The organism is Parapedomonas caeni, assembly GCF_041060555.1.
Classification (GTDB): Bacteria; Pseudomonadota; Alphaproteobacteria; order Sphingomonadales; family Sphingomonadaceae; genus CAUJIW01.
The window spans coordinates 89,627-109,654 of record NZ_JBEUDS010000011.1; the positions used below are offsets into that span (position 1 = coordinate 89,627).

Genomic DNA, 20,028 nt, shown 5'->3' on the forward strand with positions numbered 1-20,028 from the left:
CCCGCATCTTCTTCCGCCGATGGGCGATGACTGACACCCGAGGGGGCGGATGATGGCCGACAGTACCCACCATTCCCGGCGCGCGGCGCTGACCTGGGCCGCCGCCGGTGTGCTTGCGACCACCGCCGGCCTGCCGGCGCTGGTGCGTGCCGCGGCGTCCGCCGACCGGCGCGCGGCGCTGCCCAATATACTGTTCATCATGGCCGACGATCTGGGCTACGCCGACCTCAGCTGTTACGGCCGGCGTGACTATGAGACGCCGGCGATCGACAGTCTGGCGCGCGACGGCCTGCAGCTGATGCAGGGCTATGCCAATTCTCCCGTTTGTTCGCCCACACGGGTCGCGCTGATCACCGGGCGCTATCAGTATCGTCTGCCGGTCGGCCTGGTCGAGCCGATCGGCTTTGATCCCGCCGTCGGGCTGGATCCCGCCGAGGTGACCATGCCCGGCCATTTCCGGCAGATCGGCTACCAGACTTCGCTGATCGGCAAGTGGCATCTGGGACCGTTGCCGAATTTCGGCCCGCTCAAGAGCGGTTATGATCGCTTCTTCGGCGTCTATGAGGGCGGCACTGATTATTTCACCCACCAGCTCGTCATCAACCAGCAGGTGATGGGCAGCCTGTATGAAGGCGAGACGCCGATTGTCCGTGATGGCTACCTCACCGATCTGCTGGCGACGCGCGCCGTCGCCGAGATTGACGCCGCCCGCCAGGTGGGGCGGCCGTTCTTCATCAGCCTGCATTTCACGGCGCCCCACTGGCCGTGGCAGGGGCCGGGCGACAAGGGTGTCGCCGGCGGGGAATCGATGAACTGGGATGGTGGCAACATCGCCATCTACGCCGACATGATGCGCAGTCTGGATGCCAATGTCGGGCGCGTTCTCGCCCACCTGGCGCGGGCCGGTCTGGCGCAGGACACCATCGTGGTGTTCACCAGCGACAACGGCGGCGAGCGGTTTTCCGATGGCTGGCCGTTCATCGGCGGCAAGACCGAACTGCTGGAAGGCGGCCTGCGGGTGCCGTTGCTGGTGCGCTGGCCGGGCCGGGTGCCGGCCGGTCAGCGCAGCGAGCAGACCATGCTGTCGATGGATTTCCTGCCCACCCTGCTGGCGGCGACCGGACGTCCGGCACCGGCCCTGGCGCTGGACGGCGAGAACCTGCTCGACCAGCTGACCGGGCGTGCGCCGGTGCGGGATCGTCGGCTGTTCTGGCGCTACGGTGCACGCGACCAGAAGGCGGTGCGCGACGGCGACTGGAAATATCTGTCCATCAGTGGCCGGGAATTCCTGTTCAACCTCGGCGAGGACCAGCGGGAACGTGCCGACCTCAGCGGCCGCGCGCCCCAGCGTCTGGCCGAGCTCAGCCGGGCGTTCGCCGCCTGGAACGAGACCATGCTCGCCTATCCCGTACCGCCGCTGTCCTACGATACCGCGCCGCATCTGGCCGATCGTCAGGTCGCGCCGGCGGCCCGCCCGCCGGCGCCGCGGCAATAACGGAACTGGTCCTTGCGCAGCCCGATCAGTGCGCTGCAATCGGCGCTGACATTGTCGCGGTAGGCGAAGTCGCCGGCTGCCTGGCGCGCCGCCAGCGCCTGCATGGCGATGCGATAGCGCTGACCAGCGGCATCGAAGCGGGAATGCAGGTCGCGACGTCCCGTTTCCGCCATGTAGCGCGGGCTTTGCGGCGCCGTCATCGAGCTGTCCTCGCGCGACACCATGTAGGCGGCCTTGGGCATGACATGGCGAAACAGCAGTCCGGCGTAAGACGTGTTCATCGCATAATCCTGCCGGGTGCGATCGCGCGTTTCCGGCACGCAGGGGTGAAACAGCGGCACGTCGTCACCCGGCGAGAAGCGGCCGTAGGCGATGGCGACATGGCTGCGCAGGAAGATGTGGATGACCTGACGGATGTTCTGCGTCGGCTGGCGGATGCCGCTGAAGAACTTCATCACCGGCGCCACCGACTTGCCGGTGCAGGTGCGCACCATGGTCACCGTCTCGCTGGTCCAGAAGGTCTCGATGGTCTCGCTGTCCGAACGCGGGTCGCCCAGCACATGCGGGTGCAGGAAGTCGGCATGGGTGAGGTCGAGCAGATTTTCCAGCGACACCGGCGCGGCGCTGTCGAACCGCACCGTGCCCAGCATGTGGTGCGGCAGGCCGCCATGGGGCGGCAGAACGGGAATGTCGGGCAGATGAACCGGATCGGCGGCCGCCGGCCGGCCGAACCACCCCCAGACGATGCCGTAGCGTTCCAGCGCCGGATAGCGCCCCCGGGCGTCGGTGTAGGGGTCTGTCTCCCGCTTCTCGGGCGCTGCCGGGTGGAAGGCGGCGGCGACGGCGCGGCCATCCTCGCGCCACAGGTAGAAGGCGTGGCCATAGATGGCCCGCCGGATCGGCCGCGTGGTGACCTGGTGGGCGTGCGCCAGCGGAAACCAGGCATCCTTGAGCACGATGTCGTGCGGCACCCAGCTGTTGGCGGCGGCCAGCGACAGGCCATCCTCCGCCGCCTGGACGTCGGGGCGGCTGTGGTAGGGGGCCAGTGAGGGAAAGTCCTCGCGGATCATGGGGTCTCCTCTCAGGCGGCGGCGCTGGCGGCGGCATCGAGCAGGCGGGCGCGCAACTGGTCGCCGTGCTGTGACGCGGAGGCCGGCAGCCGGCGCAGCGCGGCGGCGTCGATGTTGGTGTGGACCCGCAGCGGCACGCCCAGGCCGAGCAGCCGGGCACGCAGCCCCGGCCGCCGGTCGCCAAGACCGGCCCGCCAGCGGATGGCGGTGATGCCGCGCGCCGCCGGCACCGGCGCCAGGATGATGCGCAGCAGGACGTTCATGTCGGCGTCCCGCAGGCTAAGGTCGCTCTCGCCGGTCAGGGCGTGGGTGCGGCTGAGCAGCGTGATGGGAAAGTCGTGGCTGAACGCGGCCGGCCAATGGGTGAAGGCCCACTGGCAGGCGCGCTCCATGACGATGTGGTCGCCGTCGATGGCCGGATCGAGCAGCGGGTAGGGCGTGAAGCGGACGTTGCGGATGCGGATGAGCAGGCCCGGCTCGTCCATCAGGGCGGCGAGATACTGGCGATGGTCGAGCGTCACATGCACGGTGCCCGCCAGCGGCAGCGGGGGTAGCTCGCCGCGTGCGGGTGCCGGCGCCTCGGCGGCCAGCGATACGCGCACGAAGCCGTCGCTCTCGGCGACGGCAAAGCGCGACGCGCGGTAGAGCGGCGGAAAGCGCCGGTTGTCCTTGAGGTGGGGGATGTCCATCAACTGGCCGCTGGCGCCATCGAAGCTCCAGCCATGGTAGCCGCATTGCAGCCAGCCGTTGTCCCGCACGCAGCCCATGGATAGCGGCACCCGCCGGTGCGGGCAGCGGTCCTCCAGCGCGCGCACGATGCCCTGATCGTCGCGCCACAACACGACCGGCTGGTCGCCGATGTCGACGCCCAGCGGTGTCCGGCCCATGACTTCCTCGCTGCGCGCGACACTCCACCATCCGCTGCGTGCCTGGTCCGTCATCGACCCGCCTCCCTCGTGCCTGTTTTCCGGCCTCGTGCCCGTCTTCCGGGTCGCCATTGTGCCCGCGCGGCGCGCTCGGATCATACTCGTGTTCGCGCCGGCGGTTTGCCGCTCTCAGGCGATGAAACGCCGGATGTAGTCGCCAAAGCCCTGGTCGATCTGCGCCGCATCCAGGCCGAAGCGCGCCAGCGAATAGGCGTGATGACCGTTCTTGTGCTGCTCGTTGTCCCGCTCCCACTGGCGGGGGTAGTCGAGCAGGGCCGGCGTCAGCGGCCGGCCGGCCCGCCGGTAGATCTCCTCGACCAGCCCCAGGCCGTCGCGGCGGATGCGGTCGTAGGGCACGTCGATGATCCGGTCATCGAGGTGCAGCCGCTGGCGTGTCGCCATGTAGCGGTCCATCGCCGTCCGCCACCACCGGAAGATCGCCTGGCCGGTGAACACCGGGTCGACCTCGCGGACGATCGACGACCACAAGATTTCGGTCAGCCGGGCCAGCGACGGAATGGAATCGTGCGGCGTGCGATGGCAGTGCACCAGCGTCGCCCTGGGGAAGCAGGTGAGCAGCTCGTCCAGATAGGCGATATGCTGCACGTTCTTGGTGATCCACGGCCGGCCCCGGCGGCCGCCGTCCTGCCATTGCAGATACTGGAACATTCGCTTCAGGTGCTGGTAATTGCCCAGATGCGGCCGTTCGATCACCCAGTCGTAATAGCGCCGTGACGGCGCGAACACCGAGCTCCACACCCAGTCGTCGAAGGTGGAGTCGCACAGCAGCACATCCTCCTCCGGCTCCTGCGCCGTGACGAGATGGGCGGCGGCATAGTCCGGCCGCTCGTCCGACGTCATGCCACCAAGCCGGGCCGCCGCGATGCGCGGGTCCGGCTGGTCCGGCCGCGCGTCGGGGAAGGGGGCGGGGTTCATCATCTGCCACAGCAGCGGCGTCTGGATGACGTCGCGGGGCAGTGCCGCCAGCATCCGGTGCACCTTGGTGGTGCCCGAGCGCGGCAGGCCGATGACGACAATCGGGTCATCGACGTCTTCGTCGAGGATTTCCGGGTGCTGCCGGAAGTCGCGGGTGATGCGCAGGCGATTCACCAGGCAGCGCAGCACGTTGTAGCGGAAGGTGCGCAACCCCTGGTCGCTGAAGTCGACGTCGCGGGCCACGCTGTCCAGCAGCATCCGGTAGGGTTCGAGAAAGTGATCGTCGCCGAAGTCGCGCAGCCCCGTCTGGTCGCGCGCCTGCTGCAGCAGCAGGTCGGGGTCCAGCGCCTGCGCCAGTTCCTCGTGCCGGTCCGGGGTCGGCCAGAATCGCGCGACATCGACATTTAGCGTGTTGTAATCGCTGTACATAATAATGACCTCCGCTGTGCGAAAGAGGCATTTCCTGTGCTGCGTTCAGATTGAGCTAATGGCCAAGTATTTCGTCGTCAAGTTGGCTTTATTATTGCGAGTGAAATGCGAGTTGTTGCTGAGTTGGCCGTGCATTTCATGTGAATTTGGTCGACGGTTTATTGTGAGTAGTTACTCGCAATAGTTTTACTGCGAATCGCAGGAGATGGGGCCATCCGGGCGCATCCCGCCGCGACACATCGAGGAGGGAGCGCATGTCGGACATGGCGGACATGACCACGGTGTTGGGGGCGCTGGCGCGCGATGCCTATGTCTGGGGTCTGCCGCTGGTGCAGACGCGGCTGTACCTGCGACTGGCAGCACGGCGGGACATGCCGTTCAATCAGCTGTATGGCTCCACCAGCCTGTCGACGCCGGCCAGCCACGTGCCGCTGCCCAATGTCGACACGCTCTACGGTCTGGGCTGGCTGGATCTCGGGGCGGAACCGCAGATCCTCAGCGTGCCCGATACACAGGACCGCTATTATCTGATCCAGCTCAACGACGCCTGGCTCAACAGCTTCTGCTACATCGGCCGCCGGGCGACCGGCACCCGGGCCGGCCAGTTCGCCATCGTCGCGCCGGGCTGGCGGGGGGTGCTGCCTGCCGGCGTGACGCGCATTGATGCGCCCACCCGTCATGTGCTCGCCCTGAGCCGGGTGCTTGTCGACGACGCGGCGGACCTGCCGGCGGCGGTGGCGGTGCAATCGGCCTTCGCGCTGACGCCGCTGTCGGCTTATCCCGCCATGCTGCGGCCGAGCCTGCCGATCGTCGATGCCTTCAACAACTTCCCCATTCTCGATCCGGCATCGCTGGGCGTCGGCTACTTCGACGAGCTGTGCGCAGGACTGGTCGACAATCCGCCGCCCGCCGCCGACCAGCCGTTCGTCGACGCTCTGGCGGTGCTCGGTCTGCGGCCGGGCGCGGTGCCGAGCCGGGAGGCCTCGCCGGCACGCCGCGCGTTGCTGGCCGCCGCCGCCCGCGCCGGCGACGAGCAGGTGCGGGGCCGCAAGGAATGGCTGCTCGATTCCCGCGAGGTCAACGGCTGGACGGTGGCCTACGGCATCACCAGCTTCATTGGCGAGCCGCTGGCGCGCGCGGCGGTGGCGCGCCTGGGGCCCGGCTGTCTGGTGCCCCAGGAAGGGCTGTATTTCACCCGCCGGCTGGGGCCGGACGGGGCGCCGCTATCCGGTGCCCGTGCCTACGAGATGGTGTTCCCGGCAGGCCAGCTGCCGCCGGTCGACGCCTTCTGGTCGTTGACGCTCTATGGCCACGACATGGCGCTGGTGGAAAACCCGATCCAGCGATACGCCATCGGCGACCGGACCCGGGGGCTGCGCCTTGAGGCGGATGGTTCGCTGCGGCTGCGCATCCAGCACGCCATGCCGGCCGACGGCCCGGCGAACTGGCTGCCGGCACCTGCGCCGGACGCGCCGCCCTATCTACTGTTCGCCCGCACCTATCAGCCCCGGCCGGCGCTTGCCAGCGGCGCCTATGCGTTGCCGCCGGTCACGCTTGCCGCCCCCTGATGGGCCAACGGCCGGCGCTGCTGTGTTGCGACAGCGTGCGCGCCGCCTGGCGGCCGTCGGAGGCGATCCTGCCCGGCTTTCATCGCCTGGAGCTGGTGGGGGATGGCCGGGTCGTCGACCGCGCCCAGTTCCCGGTGCGCTGACGCGCGGAACGCCACGCGTATTGGGGTCAATCGGCGATCTTGACCGAGGTATGCGTAAATTATAGACACAGATAGTGTCTATAATAACCAGTGCTGGGGTGCTTTTATGATGATGTGCGTTTCTTGCTCCCGGCCACCCCTGCGCCTGTTGTGACGCGCGCCATGCCAACCCTGTTTGATCCTTGTCGTCTTGGCGCCCTGGCGCTGGCCAATCGCGTCGTCATGGCGCCGATGACCCGCAGCCGCGCCGACGCCGCCGGCGTACCGACCGACTGCATGGTCGACTATTACGCCCAGCGCGCCAGCGCCGGCCTGATCGTCTCGGAGGGCATCCAGCCCAGCGAGGAGGGCCAGGGCTATTGCCGCACGCCCGGCCTGCACAACGCGGCCCAGGTGGCTGCCTGGCGGCGGGTGACCGACGCCGTGCATGCCGGCGGCGGACGCATTGTCGCCCAGCTGATGCACTGCGGGCGCATTGGCAGCCATCTCAACAAGGCCGCCGGCGCGCGCACAGTGGCGCCATCGGCGATCCAGGCGCCGGGGCGCATATTCACCGATGCCGCCGGCATGGTGGCGCACGACATGCCGGAAGCCCTGACGGTTGCCGGCATTGCCGCGGTGATCGACGAGTTTGCCACGGCGGCGCGACTGGCGCTTGAGGCGGGGTTCGATGGCGTCGAGCTGCACGCCGCCAGCGGTTATCTGCCGATGCAGTTTCTCTCCACCGGCACCAACCAGCGCCAGGACGCCTATGGCGGCAGTGTCGGCAACCGGGTCCGCTTCGTCGTCGAGGTCATGGATGCCATGGCGTCGGCCATCGGTGCCGATCGGGTCGGCATTCGCATCTGCCCCGGCAACCCTTTCAACGGCATCACGGATGCCGATCCGGCGGAGACCTACGCCACGCTGCTCGATGCGCTGCCCGGTAAGGAGCTGAGCTACCTGCACCTCGTGGACCTGCGCCAGCCGGCGCTCGACGTGCGCGCGCTGGTCGGCGAGCACTGGCGGGGCGCCCTCATTCTCAATGAGAGCATCGACTACCGCCAGGCCGAGGCGTTGGTGGCCAGCGGCGCGGCGGATGCGGTGGCCTTTGGCCGGCCGTTCATCGCCAATCCCGATCTGGTGGCGCGGCTGCGCGCCGGCGCTTCGTTGGCGGCGTTTGATCCCGCCCGGCTCTACACGCCGGGGCCCGAGGGCTACAGCGACTATCCGGCGATGGCGCCGTCGGGGGCGTAACCGGCGGCCAGCGGGAATCATCGGGCCGGGGCGCACGAAGAAATCGCCCGCCGGCGGGCAGGGGAGGACAGCAGATGACCAGTGCAGCAACGGCACCTGTCGCGGTGTCGACAGCACAGGGCGGGCAGGCGATCGATGCCTGGGGACTGTCCATCGACGCGCCGCTGGTGGTCGATGACGTCGCCGCCGTCGACTGGGCGGATCAGGCTGACCTCATTGTTGTCGGTCTGGGCGGCGCCGGCGTCGCGGCGGCGCTGGAGGCGCTGGAGCAGGGCGCCACGGTGATCGCGGCGGATCGTTATGAAGGCGGCGGCTCATCGGCGGCCAATGGCGGCGTCTTCTACGCCGGCGGCGGCACGCGCATCCAGCAGGAGGCCGGTGTCGAGGATACGCCTGACAACATGTACGCCTACCTCAAGATGGAGGTGGGCGACGTGGTGACCGATGCCACCTTGCGCAAATTCTGCGACGATAGTCCGGCCACCGTCGATTGGCTGACGCGCCACGGCGTGCCGTTCGAGGGCAGCCTCTACAGCAAGAAGGCGTCCTATCCGCCGCTCGACAAATTTCTCTACCACCCCGACAGCAGCCTCGCCGAACCGTACGCCAGCGTGGCGCGCCCGGCGGCGCGTGGCCATCGCGGCAAGATGTACAACGGCAAGAAAGCCTGGGGGCTGGGTGGGGCCATCTTCAACCCGCTGCGGGACGCGGCGCTGGCCCGGGGCATGACCTTCCTGCGCCACGCGGAAGCCCGCCGGCTGGCGGTGGACCCCGCGGGCCGGGTGATCGGCGTGCAGCTGGCCCGCATCGCCGACCCGCGCCAGGGACAGCGGTTCGCCCATCATATCGCGCGCGCTTCAGTGTGGATGGCGATGCTGCCGCCGTCGCTGCCGGGCGCGCAGATCACCTTCGCCGTCGCCCGCTGGCATCTGACGCGGGCCTGGCGCATCGAAGCACAACACCGCGTCACTGCCTGGTATCGGGCACGCAAGGGCGTGGTGCTGAGCGCGGGCGGCTTCATCCTCAACAACGACATGGTGCGCCATTTCGCCAGGCCCTATGCCGCCTCGCTGCCCAACGGCACGCTGGGGGACACCGGCAGCGGCATCATGCTCGGCGTCTCGGCCGGTGGCGCCACTGATCTGATGGCGCGGGTGAGTGCCTGGCGGATGATCAATCCGCCGTCCGCCTTCTCGGAGTCTATTCTCGTCAATGCGCAGGGCGCCCGTTACGTCAACGAGACGCTGTACGGCGCCGCCATCGGCGAGGCGATGGTCGAGCGCAACGACGGGCGCGGCTACCTCATTCTCGACAAGGCGCTGGTTCGTCGGGCGCGACGTCAGGCCTTCGGGCCGGGGGTACTGCCGTTCCAGCGCGATCTGGCACTGATCAACACCCTGTTCGCGGCCCGGCGCGCCCCGACGCTGGCGGCGCTGGCCCGGCGCATGGGCTTCGACGTCGCGACGCTGGAGCAGGCAGTGGCCGAGAACAACCGTGCCGCACGCGGCGAGATCCCCGATCCGTTCGGCAAGCGTGCCGCCGACATGGCGGAAATCCGCCAGGGCCCGTTCTACGCCATCGACGTCTCGGCCGATGCCAAGTGGTTTCCGCTGGCCTGCATGACCGTCGGCGGTCTGGTGGTCGACGAAGATACGGGCCTGGTCAAGCGGGCCTCCGGTGCGGTCATTCCCGGGTTGTACGCCGCCGGCCGCACCGCCATCGGCCTGTGCTCGAACCTCTATGTCAGCGGCCTGTCCTACGCCGATTGCATTTTCTCCGGCCGGCGCGCCGCGCGGCATGCGGCCACGATGGATGTCGATTGCTCAGCGCCGTCATCTCGTTAGTGGAAGCTCGCCTGGAAGGTCGTCGCCGTCAGTGAAACATGGGCATCAAGCGGTGGATACAGCTCGAAGGCCCTGGGCTCGCGTGAAAAGTGCCAGAGCCGGAACAGGCACCATTCCGACCGGTGCTGGTCGGCCACCGCCAGTTCGTTGCGGGTGATGTGAAAGGGCGTTCGCTCCCAGCCGTTCGTCGTCTTGACCTCGATCAGGCGCGCCCTCCCGTCGGATGTGAAACTGGCGATGTCATAGCCCGCGCCGTCACCGTCCTCCTCAGACACCCAGCGGACCTTGCGCGCCAGGTCATCCCGCCCTGCTGCCTGAAGCGATGCCAGTTCGTGCGCCAGCACGCGCGCCTCGCCGGCGCGGCCGAGCGCGCGGTTGCGCTCGTCCCGGCCCGCCACATCGAACCTCCGGGCAATGTGCAGCATCTGCTCCAGTTCCTGCGGCGGCGGTTGGTTCGACTGTGTGGGCGGCGGCCCCACCCACAGCGGGGCAGCCTCGCGCATCCCGCTGGCGGCGTGGGTGGCCGGCAGGCGGCCGAGCCATGCCGGGTTCAGCGCCAGCCACCGGGTCACCGCGTCAACCAGCGACATCTGGAAATTGAACGCCGGCTTGTAGCCGGGGATCCAGTCCTCGCCGAGCCCCTTGAGTACCGCGCTGATGTTCTGGTGCTTGAACTCGACCGATCCCTCCGAGCGGCCGTTCAGCAGCGGCAGGAGGGCGCGTCGATGCTCGGCCTTGTTGTAGGGGCGCCCGGCGATGTCATCAGCGAGCATCGCGAAGTAATCCGCGACAATCAGATCGTTCTCCGTGTCGGTCCACGCGCTAATCGACATCAGTCCAGGCTAGAGGGGCAATGCAATCTTGTCATCAGCGATGACGGGCGTAGAGCGCGGCCGTGCGCGCAGTGGGGTGCCAGGGCTGATGCCGCCGACTGCCGCCCTCGGAGCGTGACGCGGCCCTCCGAAGGGCGCCGTGGCGGGTGTCGCCTGGCAGCTATCGCCTTGTCCATTAGTGGGGTGGACTGGCTGGCGGAGGGGATGGGTCTGGGAGCGAACGTTCTCTGCACCCGACGGCCGAAATTCATGCCTGCCCGACAACGCTCAGATCCATGATGCGGTCTCCCCACACTGTCGCGGTCTTTCGGTCCTACGCCTCTTTTCGATTCCGTGCTGCCGCCTTGGGCGCCGGATAGAAATTCGGTGCTGCTCGATCTAGCCTCGCTACGAGAGCCGCTAACTCACAATCATTCTGGACACGCTCCCGATCAGTCGTCGCTACAACAACTCCGTGCAGCTGCGCGCGAAGCGAGGCCCATCTCTCTCGCAAAACAGACCAGTGAAAGTTATCATAGCCTCCAGCGATCTGAATGCAGTGAATCTCTATCCTTGGTGGTGGATCACCGTTCTCTCGCCACGTCCCTGAACGGTAGTCTTTCAGGAACCGACTATTCTTTCGATCCACGCGACCGATTTGTTGCTCAACGACGCCCGGATTCCATTCCGCATGGAGAAGGACGACAGTACGACATTCTTCGTGAAGGTTTAGACCCTCGCGCCCCACCAGTGATTGGGCCACGAGCACGAAGGGCCAGGACCCCGCGCGATTGAAGGCAGCTTGGAGAAGTCGTCTGGTGCGGGGTGCTGTCTGGCCATACAGGAGACGGGCAAAACTTCCTTCACGGCCGGAAAATTCCGAAAGATGATCCAACAGGAGTTGCAGGCGGCTTGGATGTGGATCGCCAAAATTCTCGGGCACGTCTTCGGCGTGATAGTCAACGCTGCCGGCCATGAGATCACGCAGCAACGAGTCCGTTTCTTCGAGGAGGTCGTCGGTTGTCCAATCTGGCGGCTCGGCCGCTGCCTGCACATGGGACCCCCGGGCGGTGCGGCTTTCGAGCGCCTGGATGAGAAGACCGATCCGGCTCTCGCCTGGCGCATCTACCGCATCGCCATCAAGCCAGATTTTCCATAGAAGGGAAGCTGTCTCCTGCCCCCTCTCGGCTCGCGTTTGAATCTCATTACGCATCTTACGAAGGCGCGCGTCTCGTTTCCGGTGAGCCTCGTCGTAGCGATCTTTCAACATGAGGTTGATTTCGCCCAGATCGTCAGGAACGCCAGCGGGCCGGTCCGACGATCGCAGGGCCGCCTGGACAGCGTGTTCGGAATCGGCAGGAACGCGGCTTGCCGGCCAGTGGCGCCCCTCGGCGAGATGTCGGAGCATGCAACGCGCGTCCAAGAGGCGGGTCAGGGCCTTCAAGGGTTCGATCAGGGTCCCGAAGATCAGCACCTTTCGGCCTTCCGCCGTCGCCGCCTCCACGGTTCTGACGGCGGCGAGAATGGCTGGGTGATCAAAGATACTCGTATCCTTCGAGAGAATGACGTTGCGCGACCAGAAGTCCCTGAACATGTCCCCTCCCTCGGTCGCGTCCTCGAGGATGATCTTGTCGAGAGCGTGTGCCTTCTCAAGCGTCAGTCGGCGCCGCTTTGCGTCACGATCCGTCTCTGGAAGAAGCGAGAGAGCTTCGGCCGCACAGAACATGCGCAACCACTGGCTGCCCATGGCTGCCGGATCAACCGAGACTGAACGGACGTCGCGGTAGTCGATCCCATGGTTCTCCCGGAAGGCCTTCAGTTCCTTGTCAGATCGCTTGTCCCGGCGGATGACGTAACAGGAGAGACCATCGACAAAGCGCTTCGCGGCCTTCTCAAATTCGGTCACGATCACATCGTCGAGAGGCTCGGTCCTTACTTTTTCAGCGATTCTTGCATAATCCGAGATACACGCACTGAGCCGGTCCCAGTGTTCACCCTCGTTCTCGCCTGTGAATCCGGCTTTACGACCGACCAGGCGCCCAAGCGTATCGAGCCATTGGTCAGCGTCGAGTTCGACGGGCGTCGCCGTCATGCCGAGGCGAAAGGAGTCCTCACTTTCCCAAATCATGCTGCCCAGGATGCGCGAGAGGCTACTGTCCGCGCCGCGCGCCTTGTGGGCTTCGTCGATCACGACGAGGTCAAAGCGTCCAAGTGCCCGACCGATCACCGGAAGGACCGCACGGCGGTAATCGTCCGACGACACAAGCCTCCAGTCACGCCGCTGCTCGATCTCGAGGCTCTGGATGGAGAGCGTTTCATAAGCCGCCCGAGCGGCCCGGTGGCTGGCGAGACGCTCGCCCCGGCCGCCTTTACGAATGTTACGTCGGCGCTCGCTGCAAAGTGCAGCCATGGCCGGCATGAGCTCGCGGCGCCAGGGGAGTTCTCCATTCTCCGGTAGCGGGAACGCCATGCGAGCGAAGGCATGAGAAACCATCAGGACTCTTTCATCCTGCCATCGACCCACGGGCAACTCCCGCTGCTGGCGCCTGTCGCGCAACCTCGCATCACGCCGTTCTTGCCAGCCGGGGGAAAGATCATCATCACCCTCGCGGCTGAAGCCCCTGATGAGGCTTTCATAGCTGCGAAGCGGCAAGAGCGTATGATCGTTGGGATCGAACAGGCGCAACTCGGCCTGCCATTGCGCGCCAAGGCCAGCTGGCAAAACAATCGCCGCCCTGCCGCCGCATCGCCTGACTGCATCGATCAGCGCGGCGGCAATGCGCGTCTTACCCATGCCGACTTCGTCCGCCACGAGTATTGCGCGACGCCCAGAGCGAAGCCGTTCCGCGATGACGCGGACGCTGGCCCGCTGGCCTTCGTCGAGTAGTGCTTCCTTATCGCTCTGTCGTTCCGCCTCGGCCACTCGGGCTTCCAGTTGCTCTGCAACGCATTTCCATCCCTTGAAACCACTCATTCTGAAGCACTCCACAGATCCCGCGCGCCATCCAGGCCCCAGGCAACTTCGATCCTGTCAATCGCGGTTCTGAGAGGGGCGACGTCGACGCCATCTGGCAAGAACTCGGGATCTATCAAGGCGCGCAGCGGACTTGCCCTTGCCACCCTGAAGGGTTCGATCATTGGCTGCTCGCTCTTTGCGAGTCCCGGAAGTTCCTGCCGGAGTTCCCGGCACCAGCGCTGCCATTCGCGCGGTTCAAGCTCCCTTTGTGCCTCGGTGAGACGCGTGATCAGTCGCATCATCTGCCGGAGCGGATAGGTCCGCGAATCGTCATTCGCTTTTCCAATGGGATCGGCTGACGGTTCCCAGTCAACGCCATCCCCATCGTTGTCGTCTTCACTCGCGCCGATGGGGCGGGACGGAAAATCGCCGATTGCCGCCAGAATGTCCTCAAGGCTCGGTTGTCCACGTTTCGGCACGACCAGCGCACCATCAGCCCGCACGGGAACCTTCCAGCCACTTGGATGCAGCGTGACGAAGGCAGGTGCTGGTGCGGGCCAGTCGCTGGGGAGCGTGACAGGCCTTTCGTCGGGGCCAAAGATCTCGACCGTGTCTTTGCAGTCGTCCGGCGCGCGTATGCGATCGTGCTCCCATTCAACGAAGCTAATTGGTGGCGGCGCCGGAGGCGCGGGAGGTGGCGCGAAAGCTGGGCCGGCGGACAAGGCCGTCGGTTCGGTCTCCACGTCGAAGTTGCCGGGTAGGAAATTTCGAATGCCAGCCCTTGCGTTTCTGCGCCAACTCAGCGTGGGATCCGGGGTGATGACGATGCCAGCCTCCAGGTTCCCGTTGCGAACGGTGCTCTCAAAGCCCATGCGGCTGAAATTGGCCGAACCAATGTAGATCTTTGCGTCGCCGATCTGTCCTGCCCCAGAGTGTTTTCCGACGTAGAGGAACTTTGCGTGCAACTTCGCTTGCCGGTGCTCGGCATGGCAGGATCCCGGTCCGCGGAGCCTCCATCCGTTCTTGACGAGGCTCTCGGCCTGAGCATGCAGTCCCTGACAGTTGTCTGGATTGAGCACTAGATCGAGCTCGGCATTCTTCGTCAGAATTTTCTTTCTAACAAGCTCCTTTCGGAGGTTCTCGATCAGGCCGTCCGAATCATCGCCTGCTTCGTAATACCCCGACCCAATCACGAGGTGCTTCTTTCGTTTCCCGAGTTTCTCGAGGACCTGCTCGCGCATGGTCTTCTCGCGCGTGTCGACGAAGCGTGGTGGACGTGGACTTTCGGGCAGCCCGTCAACCGCCTCGCGCAAACGTGCGTCTGGCGTCACCCCATCGAAGAACTGTTTCAGCAAGGCATCGTCGCATTTTCCACGAAGCCAACCAAAGAGGTCGTATGCCGCGCGGATGTCCGCGACCAACTGAGGGTTCTTCTCTCCGGCTACGAGATCCGCGGACCAGAACATGTCAATGCTGGTGGTCAGCGGTTCGGCAGTCCAGTTTCCGGTGCTGACCGCAAGCCGCAGGCAATAGCCGGTTGATGCGCCAAACCCCAGCAGCGCGACTTTCGCATGCAGCAGGCGGAACGGAGCGGGCTGTTTGAAATGCATCCAGGCGATGCCTGGCAAGTCAGTGACAGCCGCCCCTGTCGGATGGATGAAGGCCGCCAAGCGTGGGCGTGAAGCAACGCCCGAGAACGCCCGCGCGATCCTTTCGAGCACGTCTCTGCTCGCGGTAAAGCCGCAGAACATGCCGAAATCGCCGACATATCCGTCAGGCGGGGCAAAGAGCGTCAGAAGGCTATGGCTCATCTGGAGACACTCGCACCGTCAGCGCGCGTTCTTGAGGCTGACAGATCTTCCGTGAGAGCCAGAAGATTGGCGATGCGGGGCAATTCCGGCACGCCTGAGAACTGAGCGGCGCCATCGTCATCGTCCGCGGCACCTGCTCCGAACGCAGGTCCAGGAACAAGATCACCGTCACGTAGGACGATCACCACCCCATCGCGTCGTGCAAGACGTTGCAGCAGGCCATCAGCGCTCTGGCAATCGCGCAGAAACGCCGTGCTTTCCTCCTCTCTTGCCGCTTTGATATGTGATGCGGCCCGCTTTGCTTCGTTGACGCAGGCGTCAATCCACGTCCCGATGTCTTCGTCCTCGCTGGCCTCGACGAGCGTGAGCACCGGCGTCAGTCCGTCGTCCCGCCGCTTCGCAATGCGCCCCTCGACCGCGCCAAGGACTTGCAAAGCAGCCAATCTGAGACGGACTGTCGCAATCCCTCCTCTGAGATCAAGCAAGTGATCCCCGGAGAGCTCTTTCGGACTATCAGCAAGGATGCCATCCGACTTCAGCTGTTTGCCAATGTCGCGAATGGACTTGCGGCGATCCGCCTCTGGCCCGCTGCCGTAGATGCGGCGCATGAGCTCTGCGCGAACCTGTCTGGGAAGACCGGCCGTCGGGCGAAGCTTCGACACCTTTTCCCAGTCGACGCGTTTGCTGCCCTCAGCCCATTCCTCGATCTCTGATTGGATGGCCGCGAGCGGCGCGAGAAGCCGTTCGCCGTCCTGGGAGAGGTGGAAGGAGTTGAAGCGCGCACTTGTCCCCTTGACGAGACCGAGCGTCACAAGCGGTTGGGTGCAGGTCTGCCTGAACGGCTGGGTTACATACGCGCCCGGCTTGCGCAGGGCCTCAAAAGTCCACGCGACCCGGGACAGATTTCGCCGCCCGCGCACCCGCGGATGCGCTTCGCCTCCCCCGTCGAGCTCCAGCTTCATCGCCAGCGCCTCGACTGCATTTGCAACTTCGATGGGACGGCGACCATGTCTCTGAGCAACCGCGATCCCGAGCATCGACCAGATCAACGGCATCGCAAACCAGAGCCCACCCATGCCAGGTACAGCTTTCTCGTTGAAACGGCGGATCGCTCGGGTCAAACCAAGTGACTGCAATCGTCGGGCGGACGGTATGTCGCTCGGCACCAAGATCCCCCAAGCTTCAGCCATTCGCGTTACTCTGCAAACATGTCTTTTCGCGCACGCCCAAATTGTAGCCTCTTCATCACAGCAAGAAACGGTCTGCGCCCGCAAATACAATTCTCAATTGTTCATATTTTCCCATTATTTGCAATCAGAACCCCGGATAGGCATCGCTCATCGGCTCGGCCACGGTTTTCTCGGTCGGGGATTTGAACTTGGGTGGCATGGTATTACCCTATACCATCGGACCGATATCCCGCCAGAATGCGCTGACGCTATTCCGCTGGGACGACCATTCCTCCCTGCGCCGCCCACGGCATATCCGCGATGGCCGACAGATCCTTGAGCGAGACCGTCGGGGACGCCCGCGCAATCAGAATCTGCTCCAGCACGTCCGGGGCCAGGTAGGCCAACTTCAGTGTGCGGCGGATGAATGCCGGTGTCACGTTTTCGGCCCGCGCGACATCCTCAATGGTCGCCGCTTCCCCGCTCTCCAGCTTCCGCCGCCAGCTCCACGCCTTGGCGATCGCCTTCAGCACATGCGGGTCTACCCCGCCGGTATCCGGAACCACGTCGGCCGGCGGGACGATCTTCGGCCGCCCGTTGCGCTTGCGGATGGTGAGCGGGATGGCTATGATGCGAACCGCATCAGGACTGCCTTGCGTGATCAGGGAACGATCCCGGTGATCCCCGGTCGTCGTAATCGAAAGCGCCCAATCCAATATGACGAACGCCGTTACAAGGACCGCTGGCGGGTCGAGGCCATGTTCTGCCGTCTCAAGGATTTCCGCCGGATTGCCACCCGCTACGACAAGCTCGCCAGAAACTTCCTGTCAGCCGTAAGCCTCGCCGCAGCCGTGGCCTTCTGGCTCTGAACGAGTCTCGACCCTAGCATGAAGGATTCGGAAAAGCAGGCGCGGTCGGAAATGTATCCAGGCGCCGCCAGGTAGGTCCGTGACGGCCGTCGAGGTGGGATGGATAAAGGCTGCGAGGCGCGCCCGAGAAGGTCCGAGCGTTACGATCAAGCGCGTCTCTGCTCGCCGTGAAGCCACACAGCATGCCGAAGTTGCTGGTGTAGGACATGAGTTCGCCGCCGCCGTTTGCTGGATGACCACTGGCAAGCATGGTGAGCGTTTAGGTCAGGGTCGTGATATTTGCCTCGATCACTTCCAGCACGATCATACTCCATTTGCGCGGCGCCAGTGCCAGAGCTTGTTACGATCACGACCATTTCTGTCGCAATAAAACGTCATACCCGCGTCGTTCTGCCATGTGAGCTCGGCCAAGGGAAACCTCGCTGCGGCCCGCTCATCATATCCGTTGCCAAATAAAGGAACTGCATGACTGCAAGCACACCAACCCGCACCAGCAACACCCACCCCCTGCGCATCGACACTGTCCTGCCCGCCCCTGGCATGGGGCGCATCGGGCTGACATTCTGCCCCGGCAAAACCCAGTTGTCGGCGATGTCAGGCCACTGGAACCGCTGCCTTGAAACCGATCTGGATACCATCCGCGACTGGAATGCGGCGGCTGTTGTCACATTGATCGAGGATCATGAATTCGACGCATTGCAGGTGCGTGATCTGGGCGAAGAGGTGCAGCGACGGCACATGGCCTGGTATCATCTGCCAATCCCCGATGTCAGCGTTCCGGGTGCGGATTTCGAGGCAGCATGGATGCAGGCTGGATCGGAATTGCGCGCGCGTTTGCGGCAGGGCGCCGACATCATCGTGCATTGCAAGGGTGGCTTGGGCCGGGCGGGCACGATTGCCGCGCGATTGCTGGTGGAACTGGGCGTGGCCGATCCAGAGGCAGCGATACAGCGTGTCCGTGCTGTACGCCCAGGCGCCATCGAAACCTGCAAGCAGGAATCCCATGTCCGCGCCATCCGCCCGGCTCCACCTGCCATCCCAAGCACTTCGGCAGAAGCGATCTGTGATCGTGCTGCGGGGGCATTGCTGGGCCTTGCCATAGGCGATGCTATCGGCACGACGCTGGAATTCACGCGGCGGGATTCACGCGCCCGCTTGATTGACATAGTCGGTGGCGGACCGTTCGGCCTGAAACCCGGCGAATGGACCGATGATACCGCCATGGCATTGGCGCTGGCGGACAGCCTGGCCGAATGTGGCAGGCTGGACGAGGCTGACCTCATGCGCCGTTTCACGGCATGGCACGATGACGGCGTCTATTCCTGCACCGGCACCTGCTTCGACATCGGCATCACGACGCGTGCCGCGCTGAGCCGGTTTCAACTGAGCGGCAATCCGGTGGCGGGGGATGCCAATCCTTCCACGGCGGGTAATGGCAGCCTGATGCGCTTGGCTCCCGTGGCCATCCGCTTCTGGAACGATCCCGCAAAGCTCGTCGATGCCGCTGCCCGCCAGAGCCGAACGACACACGCCGCGCCCGAAGCGGTCGACGCCTGCGTTGCCTTCGCGCGCATGCTGGCCGACGCCATTGCGGGGCGGTCGCTGGCCGAAATCCTTGGCGATCCTGGCATCCAATTGCCCGGCGTGATCGGTGAGATTGTCGCGGGCTCGTGGCGTACCAAGCCCCGCGCCATGATCGCCTCATCCGGCTATGTCGCCCATAGCCTGGAAGCCGCGCTTTGGAGTGTGGGACGCAGCGCCGGTTATCGCGAATCCGTGCTCACCGCCGCCAATCTGGGTGACGATGCCGACACCACGGCAGCAATTGCTGGCCAGCTTGCTGGTGCAGCCTGGGGCGCAAGCGGCATTCCCGTGCAATGGCGCGAGCGGGTCGCCTGGAGCAATCGCATCGCGCAAATGGCCGAGCGTCTGCTGGCGGTTTGAGCGACGACCGCTCCGTTGCGACCGCTTTTGTCGCATATATCGCTATAATCGACCGCACAGCGGCAGACCCACCCACTGCCGCCCCGTCCCCAGAACAGAAAGGCCAAACCCTATGGATGTGATCCTGCCCGAAGCCGATGTGACGACCGACAGCCTGACCCGAATTCTGGAAGAAGGCGCCGTGTCCTTCCGGATCGACGATGACGGCGATATCTACGTCAATGAATTTGCGAGCCCCTGCTGGATCATGATCGACAGCGATCGCAAATTCCTGCGGTTCTACAGCTACATTCAAGCCACTTCGCCGGATGATGCCGCGCTGCTGGAACTGGCAAACCGCTGCAACGAGAAGACGGCCCTGATCCGCTACGCCTATTCGCGGGAGCATCGGCGGTTTTTCGGCAACTACGAGATGTCCTATCGCAATGGCATCCTGCGGCCGCATCTTCTGCGGATCACCCGCGAATTTGCGGGGGCCTTCAACTTCGTGCTGAACCACGAAGACCGGGATGACCTGCTCATCCCGCCGGCTGATTCCGACACTTCCACGGACGACGCCCCTCGCATGCTCAATTGAATGCGGGCCGAAGCTACCAGCCGCCGGGATAGATCCCGGCACAGGGTGAAACAATCACAGGGAGGCACCGTGAATGAACCATTGCCAATGTTCCGACACACTTGAAATCGATGCGGGGTCGCGTCCGTCAAGGTGGTGTAATTTCGGCTGTGGCCGTGGGCCATCGTCAGGCGGCTTTGGCGGTGATGTGTAGGGGCTGATTTTCCTCCTCGATCATGGGTTGGTTGAGTTCGGCCATGCCTT

15 protein-coding genes and 1 pseudogene are annotated in these 20,028 nt (G+C 65.1%); 8 read left to right on the forward strand and 8 right to left on the reverse strand.

Annotated features, from left to right (window positions below; translation table 11 throughout):
• Positions 1-52: 52 nt before the first annotated feature.
• Positions 53-1,495 (forward strand): sulfatase family protein, encoded by a 1,443-nt coding sequence (locus ABU113_RS09460; RefSeq protein WP_454559269.1) that lies wholly within the window; start codon positions 53-55, stop codon positions 1,493-1,495.
• Here the strand turns inward: ABU113_RS09460 and ABU113_RS09465 are convergent.
• The 3 genes from ABU113_RS09465 to ABU113_RS09475 all read right to left on the reverse strand — a co-directional run bounded on the left by ABU113_RS09465 (position 1,453) and on the right by ABU113_RS09475 (position 4,856).
• Positions 1,453-2,565, reverse strand: a complete 1,113-nt coding sequence (locus ABU113_RS09465; RefSeq protein WP_454559270.1) for an oxygenase — start codon at positions 2,563-2,565, stop codon at positions 1,453-1,455. The two genes, ABU113_RS09460 and ABU113_RS09465, sit on opposite strands and share 43 nt — an antisense overlap.
• 11 nt (positions 2,566-2,576) lie before the next feature.
• Positions 2,577-3,506 carry a Rieske 2Fe-2S domain-containing protein gene (locus ABU113_RS09470; protein WP_454559271.1) on the reverse strand — a complete coding sequence of 310 codons (930 nt, stop codon included), beginning with the start codon at positions 3,504-3,506 and terminating at the stop codon, positions 2,577-2,579.
• A gap of 114 nt (positions 3,507-3,620) precedes the next feature.
• Positions 3,621-4,856, reverse strand: coding sequence for a sulfotransferase family protein (locus tag ABU113_RS09475; protein ID WP_454559272.1), 1,236 nt, complete (start codon positions 4,854-4,856; stop codon positions 3,621-3,623).
• Between the two features lie 254 nt (positions 4,857-5,110).
• Between ABU113_RS09475 and ABU113_RS09480 the strand changes: the two genes are divergently transcribed.
• From ABU113_RS09480 to ABU113_RS09495, 4 genes are all read left to right on the forward strand, one after another.
• Entirely contained in the window at positions 5,111-6,424 is a 1,314-nt protein-coding gene (locus ABU113_RS09480) for a DUF1254 domain-containing protein (RefSeq protein ID WP_454559273.1), read from the forward strand.
• Entirely contained in the window at positions 6,424-6,567 is a 144-nt protein-coding gene (locus ABU113_RS09485) for a hypothetical protein (RefSeq protein ID WP_454559274.1), read from the forward strand. Before ABU113_RS09480 ends, ABU113_RS09485 begins: the two co-directional genes overlap by 1 nt.
• A gap of 162 nt (positions 6,568-6,729) precedes the next feature.
• On the forward strand, positions 6,730-7,803 hold the full coding sequence (locus ABU113_RS09490; protein ID WP_454559275.1) for an alkene reductase: 1,074 nt from the start codon (positions 6,730-6,732) through the stop codon (positions 7,801-7,803).
• A gap of 74 nt (positions 7,804-7,877) precedes the next feature.
• A complete protein-coding gene (locus ABU113_RS09495) occupies positions 7,878-9,647 on the forward strand; it encodes an FAD-binding protein (RefSeq protein ID WP_454559276.1) in 1,770 nt (589 codons plus the stop codon).
• Here ABU113_RS09495 and ABU113_RS09500 read toward each other — a convergent pair.
• The 5 genes from ABU113_RS09500 to ABU113_RS09520 form a co-directional block, all read right to left on the reverse strand.
• Positions 9,644-10,480: a DUF3883 domain-containing protein gene (locus tag ABU113_RS09500; protein ID WP_454559277.1), complete on the reverse strand. Its 837-nt coding sequence runs from the start codon at positions 10,478-10,480 to the stop codon at positions 9,644-9,646. The genes ABU113_RS09495 and ABU113_RS09500 overlap by 4 nt on opposite strands.
• A gap of 313 nt (positions 10,481-10,793) precedes the next feature.
• On the reverse strand, positions 10,794-13,433 hold the full coding sequence (locus ABU113_RS09505) for a helicase-related protein (RefSeq protein WP_454559278.1): 2,640 nt from the start codon (positions 13,431-13,433) through the stop codon (positions 10,794-10,796).
• Entirely contained in the window at positions 13,430-15,226 is a 1,797-nt protein-coding gene (locus ABU113_RS09510) for a hypothetical protein (RefSeq protein ID WP_454559279.1), read from the reverse strand. The genes ABU113_RS09505 and ABU113_RS09510 overlap by 4 nt, the downstream gene beginning before the upstream one ends.
• Complete coding sequence (locus ABU113_RS09515; protein WP_454559280.1) at positions 15,223-16,347, reverse strand: hypothetical protein; 1,125 nt, start codon at positions 16,345-16,347, stop codon at positions 15,223-15,225. Before ABU113_RS09515 ends, ABU113_RS09510 begins: the two co-directional genes overlap by 4 nt.
• A 317-nt stretch (positions 16,348-16,664) precedes the next feature.
• Entirely contained in the window at positions 16,665-17,111 is a 447-nt protein-coding gene (locus ABU113_RS09520) for a hypothetical protein (RefSeq protein ID WP_454559283.1), read from the reverse strand.
• Between ABU113_RS09520 and ABU113_RS09525 the strand changes: the two are divergent.
• From ABU113_RS09525 to ABU113_RS09535, 3 genes and pseudogenes are all read left to right on the forward strand, one after another.
• Positions 17,019-17,264, forward strand: a pseudogene (locus ABU113_RS09525) (transposase); the annotation flags it as partial. The gene ABU113_RS09520 and the pseudogene ABU113_RS09525 sit on opposite strands and share 93 nt — an antisense overlap.
• 465 nt (positions 17,265-17,729) lie before the next feature.
• Entirely contained in the window at positions 17,730-19,208 is a 1,479-nt protein-coding gene (locus tag ABU113_RS09530; protein WP_454559281.1) for an ADP-ribosylglycohydrolase family protein, read from the forward strand.
• A gap of 112 nt (positions 19,209-19,320) precedes the next feature.
• Positions 19,321-19,785, forward strand: a complete 465-nt coding sequence (locus ABU113_RS09535) for a hypothetical protein (protein ID WP_454559282.1) — start codon at positions 19,321-19,323, stop codon at positions 19,783-19,785.
• Positions 19,786-20,028 lie beyond the last annotated feature (243 nt).

Excerpts from the sequence above, each read along its gene's own strand:
- ABU113_RS09490 (WP_454559275.1), top strand. The coding sequence starts at position 6,730 with ATGCCAACCCTGTTTGATCCTTGTCGTCTTGGCGCCCTGGCGCTGGCC.
- ABU113_RS09485 (WP_454559274.1), top strand. The coding sequence starts at position 6,424 with ATGGGCCAACGGCCGGCGCTGCTGTGTTGCGACAGCGTGCGCGCCGCC.
- ABU113_RS09465 (WP_454559270.1), bottom strand. The coding sequence starts at position 2,565 with ATGATCCGCGAGGACTTTCCCTCACTGGCCCCCTACCACAGCCGCCCC.
- ABU113_RS09500 (WP_454559277.1), bottom strand. The coding sequence starts at position 10,480 with ATGTCGATTAGCGCGTGGACCGACACGGAGAACGATCTGATTGTCGCG.
- ABU113_RS09470 (WP_454559271.1), bottom strand. The coding sequence starts at position 3,506 with ATGACGGACCAGGCACGCAGCGGATGGTGGAGTGTCGCGCGCAGCGAG.
- ABU113_RS09495 (WP_454559276.1), top strand. The coding sequence starts at position 7,878 with ATGACCAGTGCAGCAACGGCACCTGTCGCGGTGTCGACAGCACAGGGC.
- ABU113_RS09505 (WP_454559278.1), bottom strand. The coding sequence starts at position 13,433 with ATGAGTGGTTTCAAGGGATGGAAATGCGTTGCAGAGCAACTGGAAGCC.
- ABU113_RS09475 (WP_454559272.1), bottom strand. The coding sequence starts at position 4,856 with ATGTACAGCGATTACAACACGCTAAATGTCGATGTCGCGCGATTCTGG.
- ABU113_RS09530 (WP_454559281.1), top strand. The coding sequence starts at position 17,730 with ATGACTGCAAGCACACCAACCCGCACCAGCAACACCCACCCCCTGCGC.
- ABU113_RS09510 (WP_454559279.1), bottom strand. The coding sequence starts at position 15,226 with ATGAGCCATAGCCTTCTGACGCTCTTTGCCCCGCCTGACGGATATGTC.
- ABU113_RS09480 (WP_454559273.1), top strand. The coding sequence starts at position 5,111 with ATGTCGGACATGGCGGACATGACCACGGTGTTGGGGGCGCTGGCGCGC.
- ABU113_RS09460 (WP_454559269.1), top strand. The coding sequence starts at position 53 with ATGGCCGACAGTACCCACCATTCCCGGCGCGCGGCGCTGACCTGGGCC.
- ABU113_RS09535 (WP_454559282.1), top strand. The coding sequence starts at position 19,321 with ATGGATGTGATCCTGCCCGAAGCCGATGTGACGACCGACAGCCTGACC.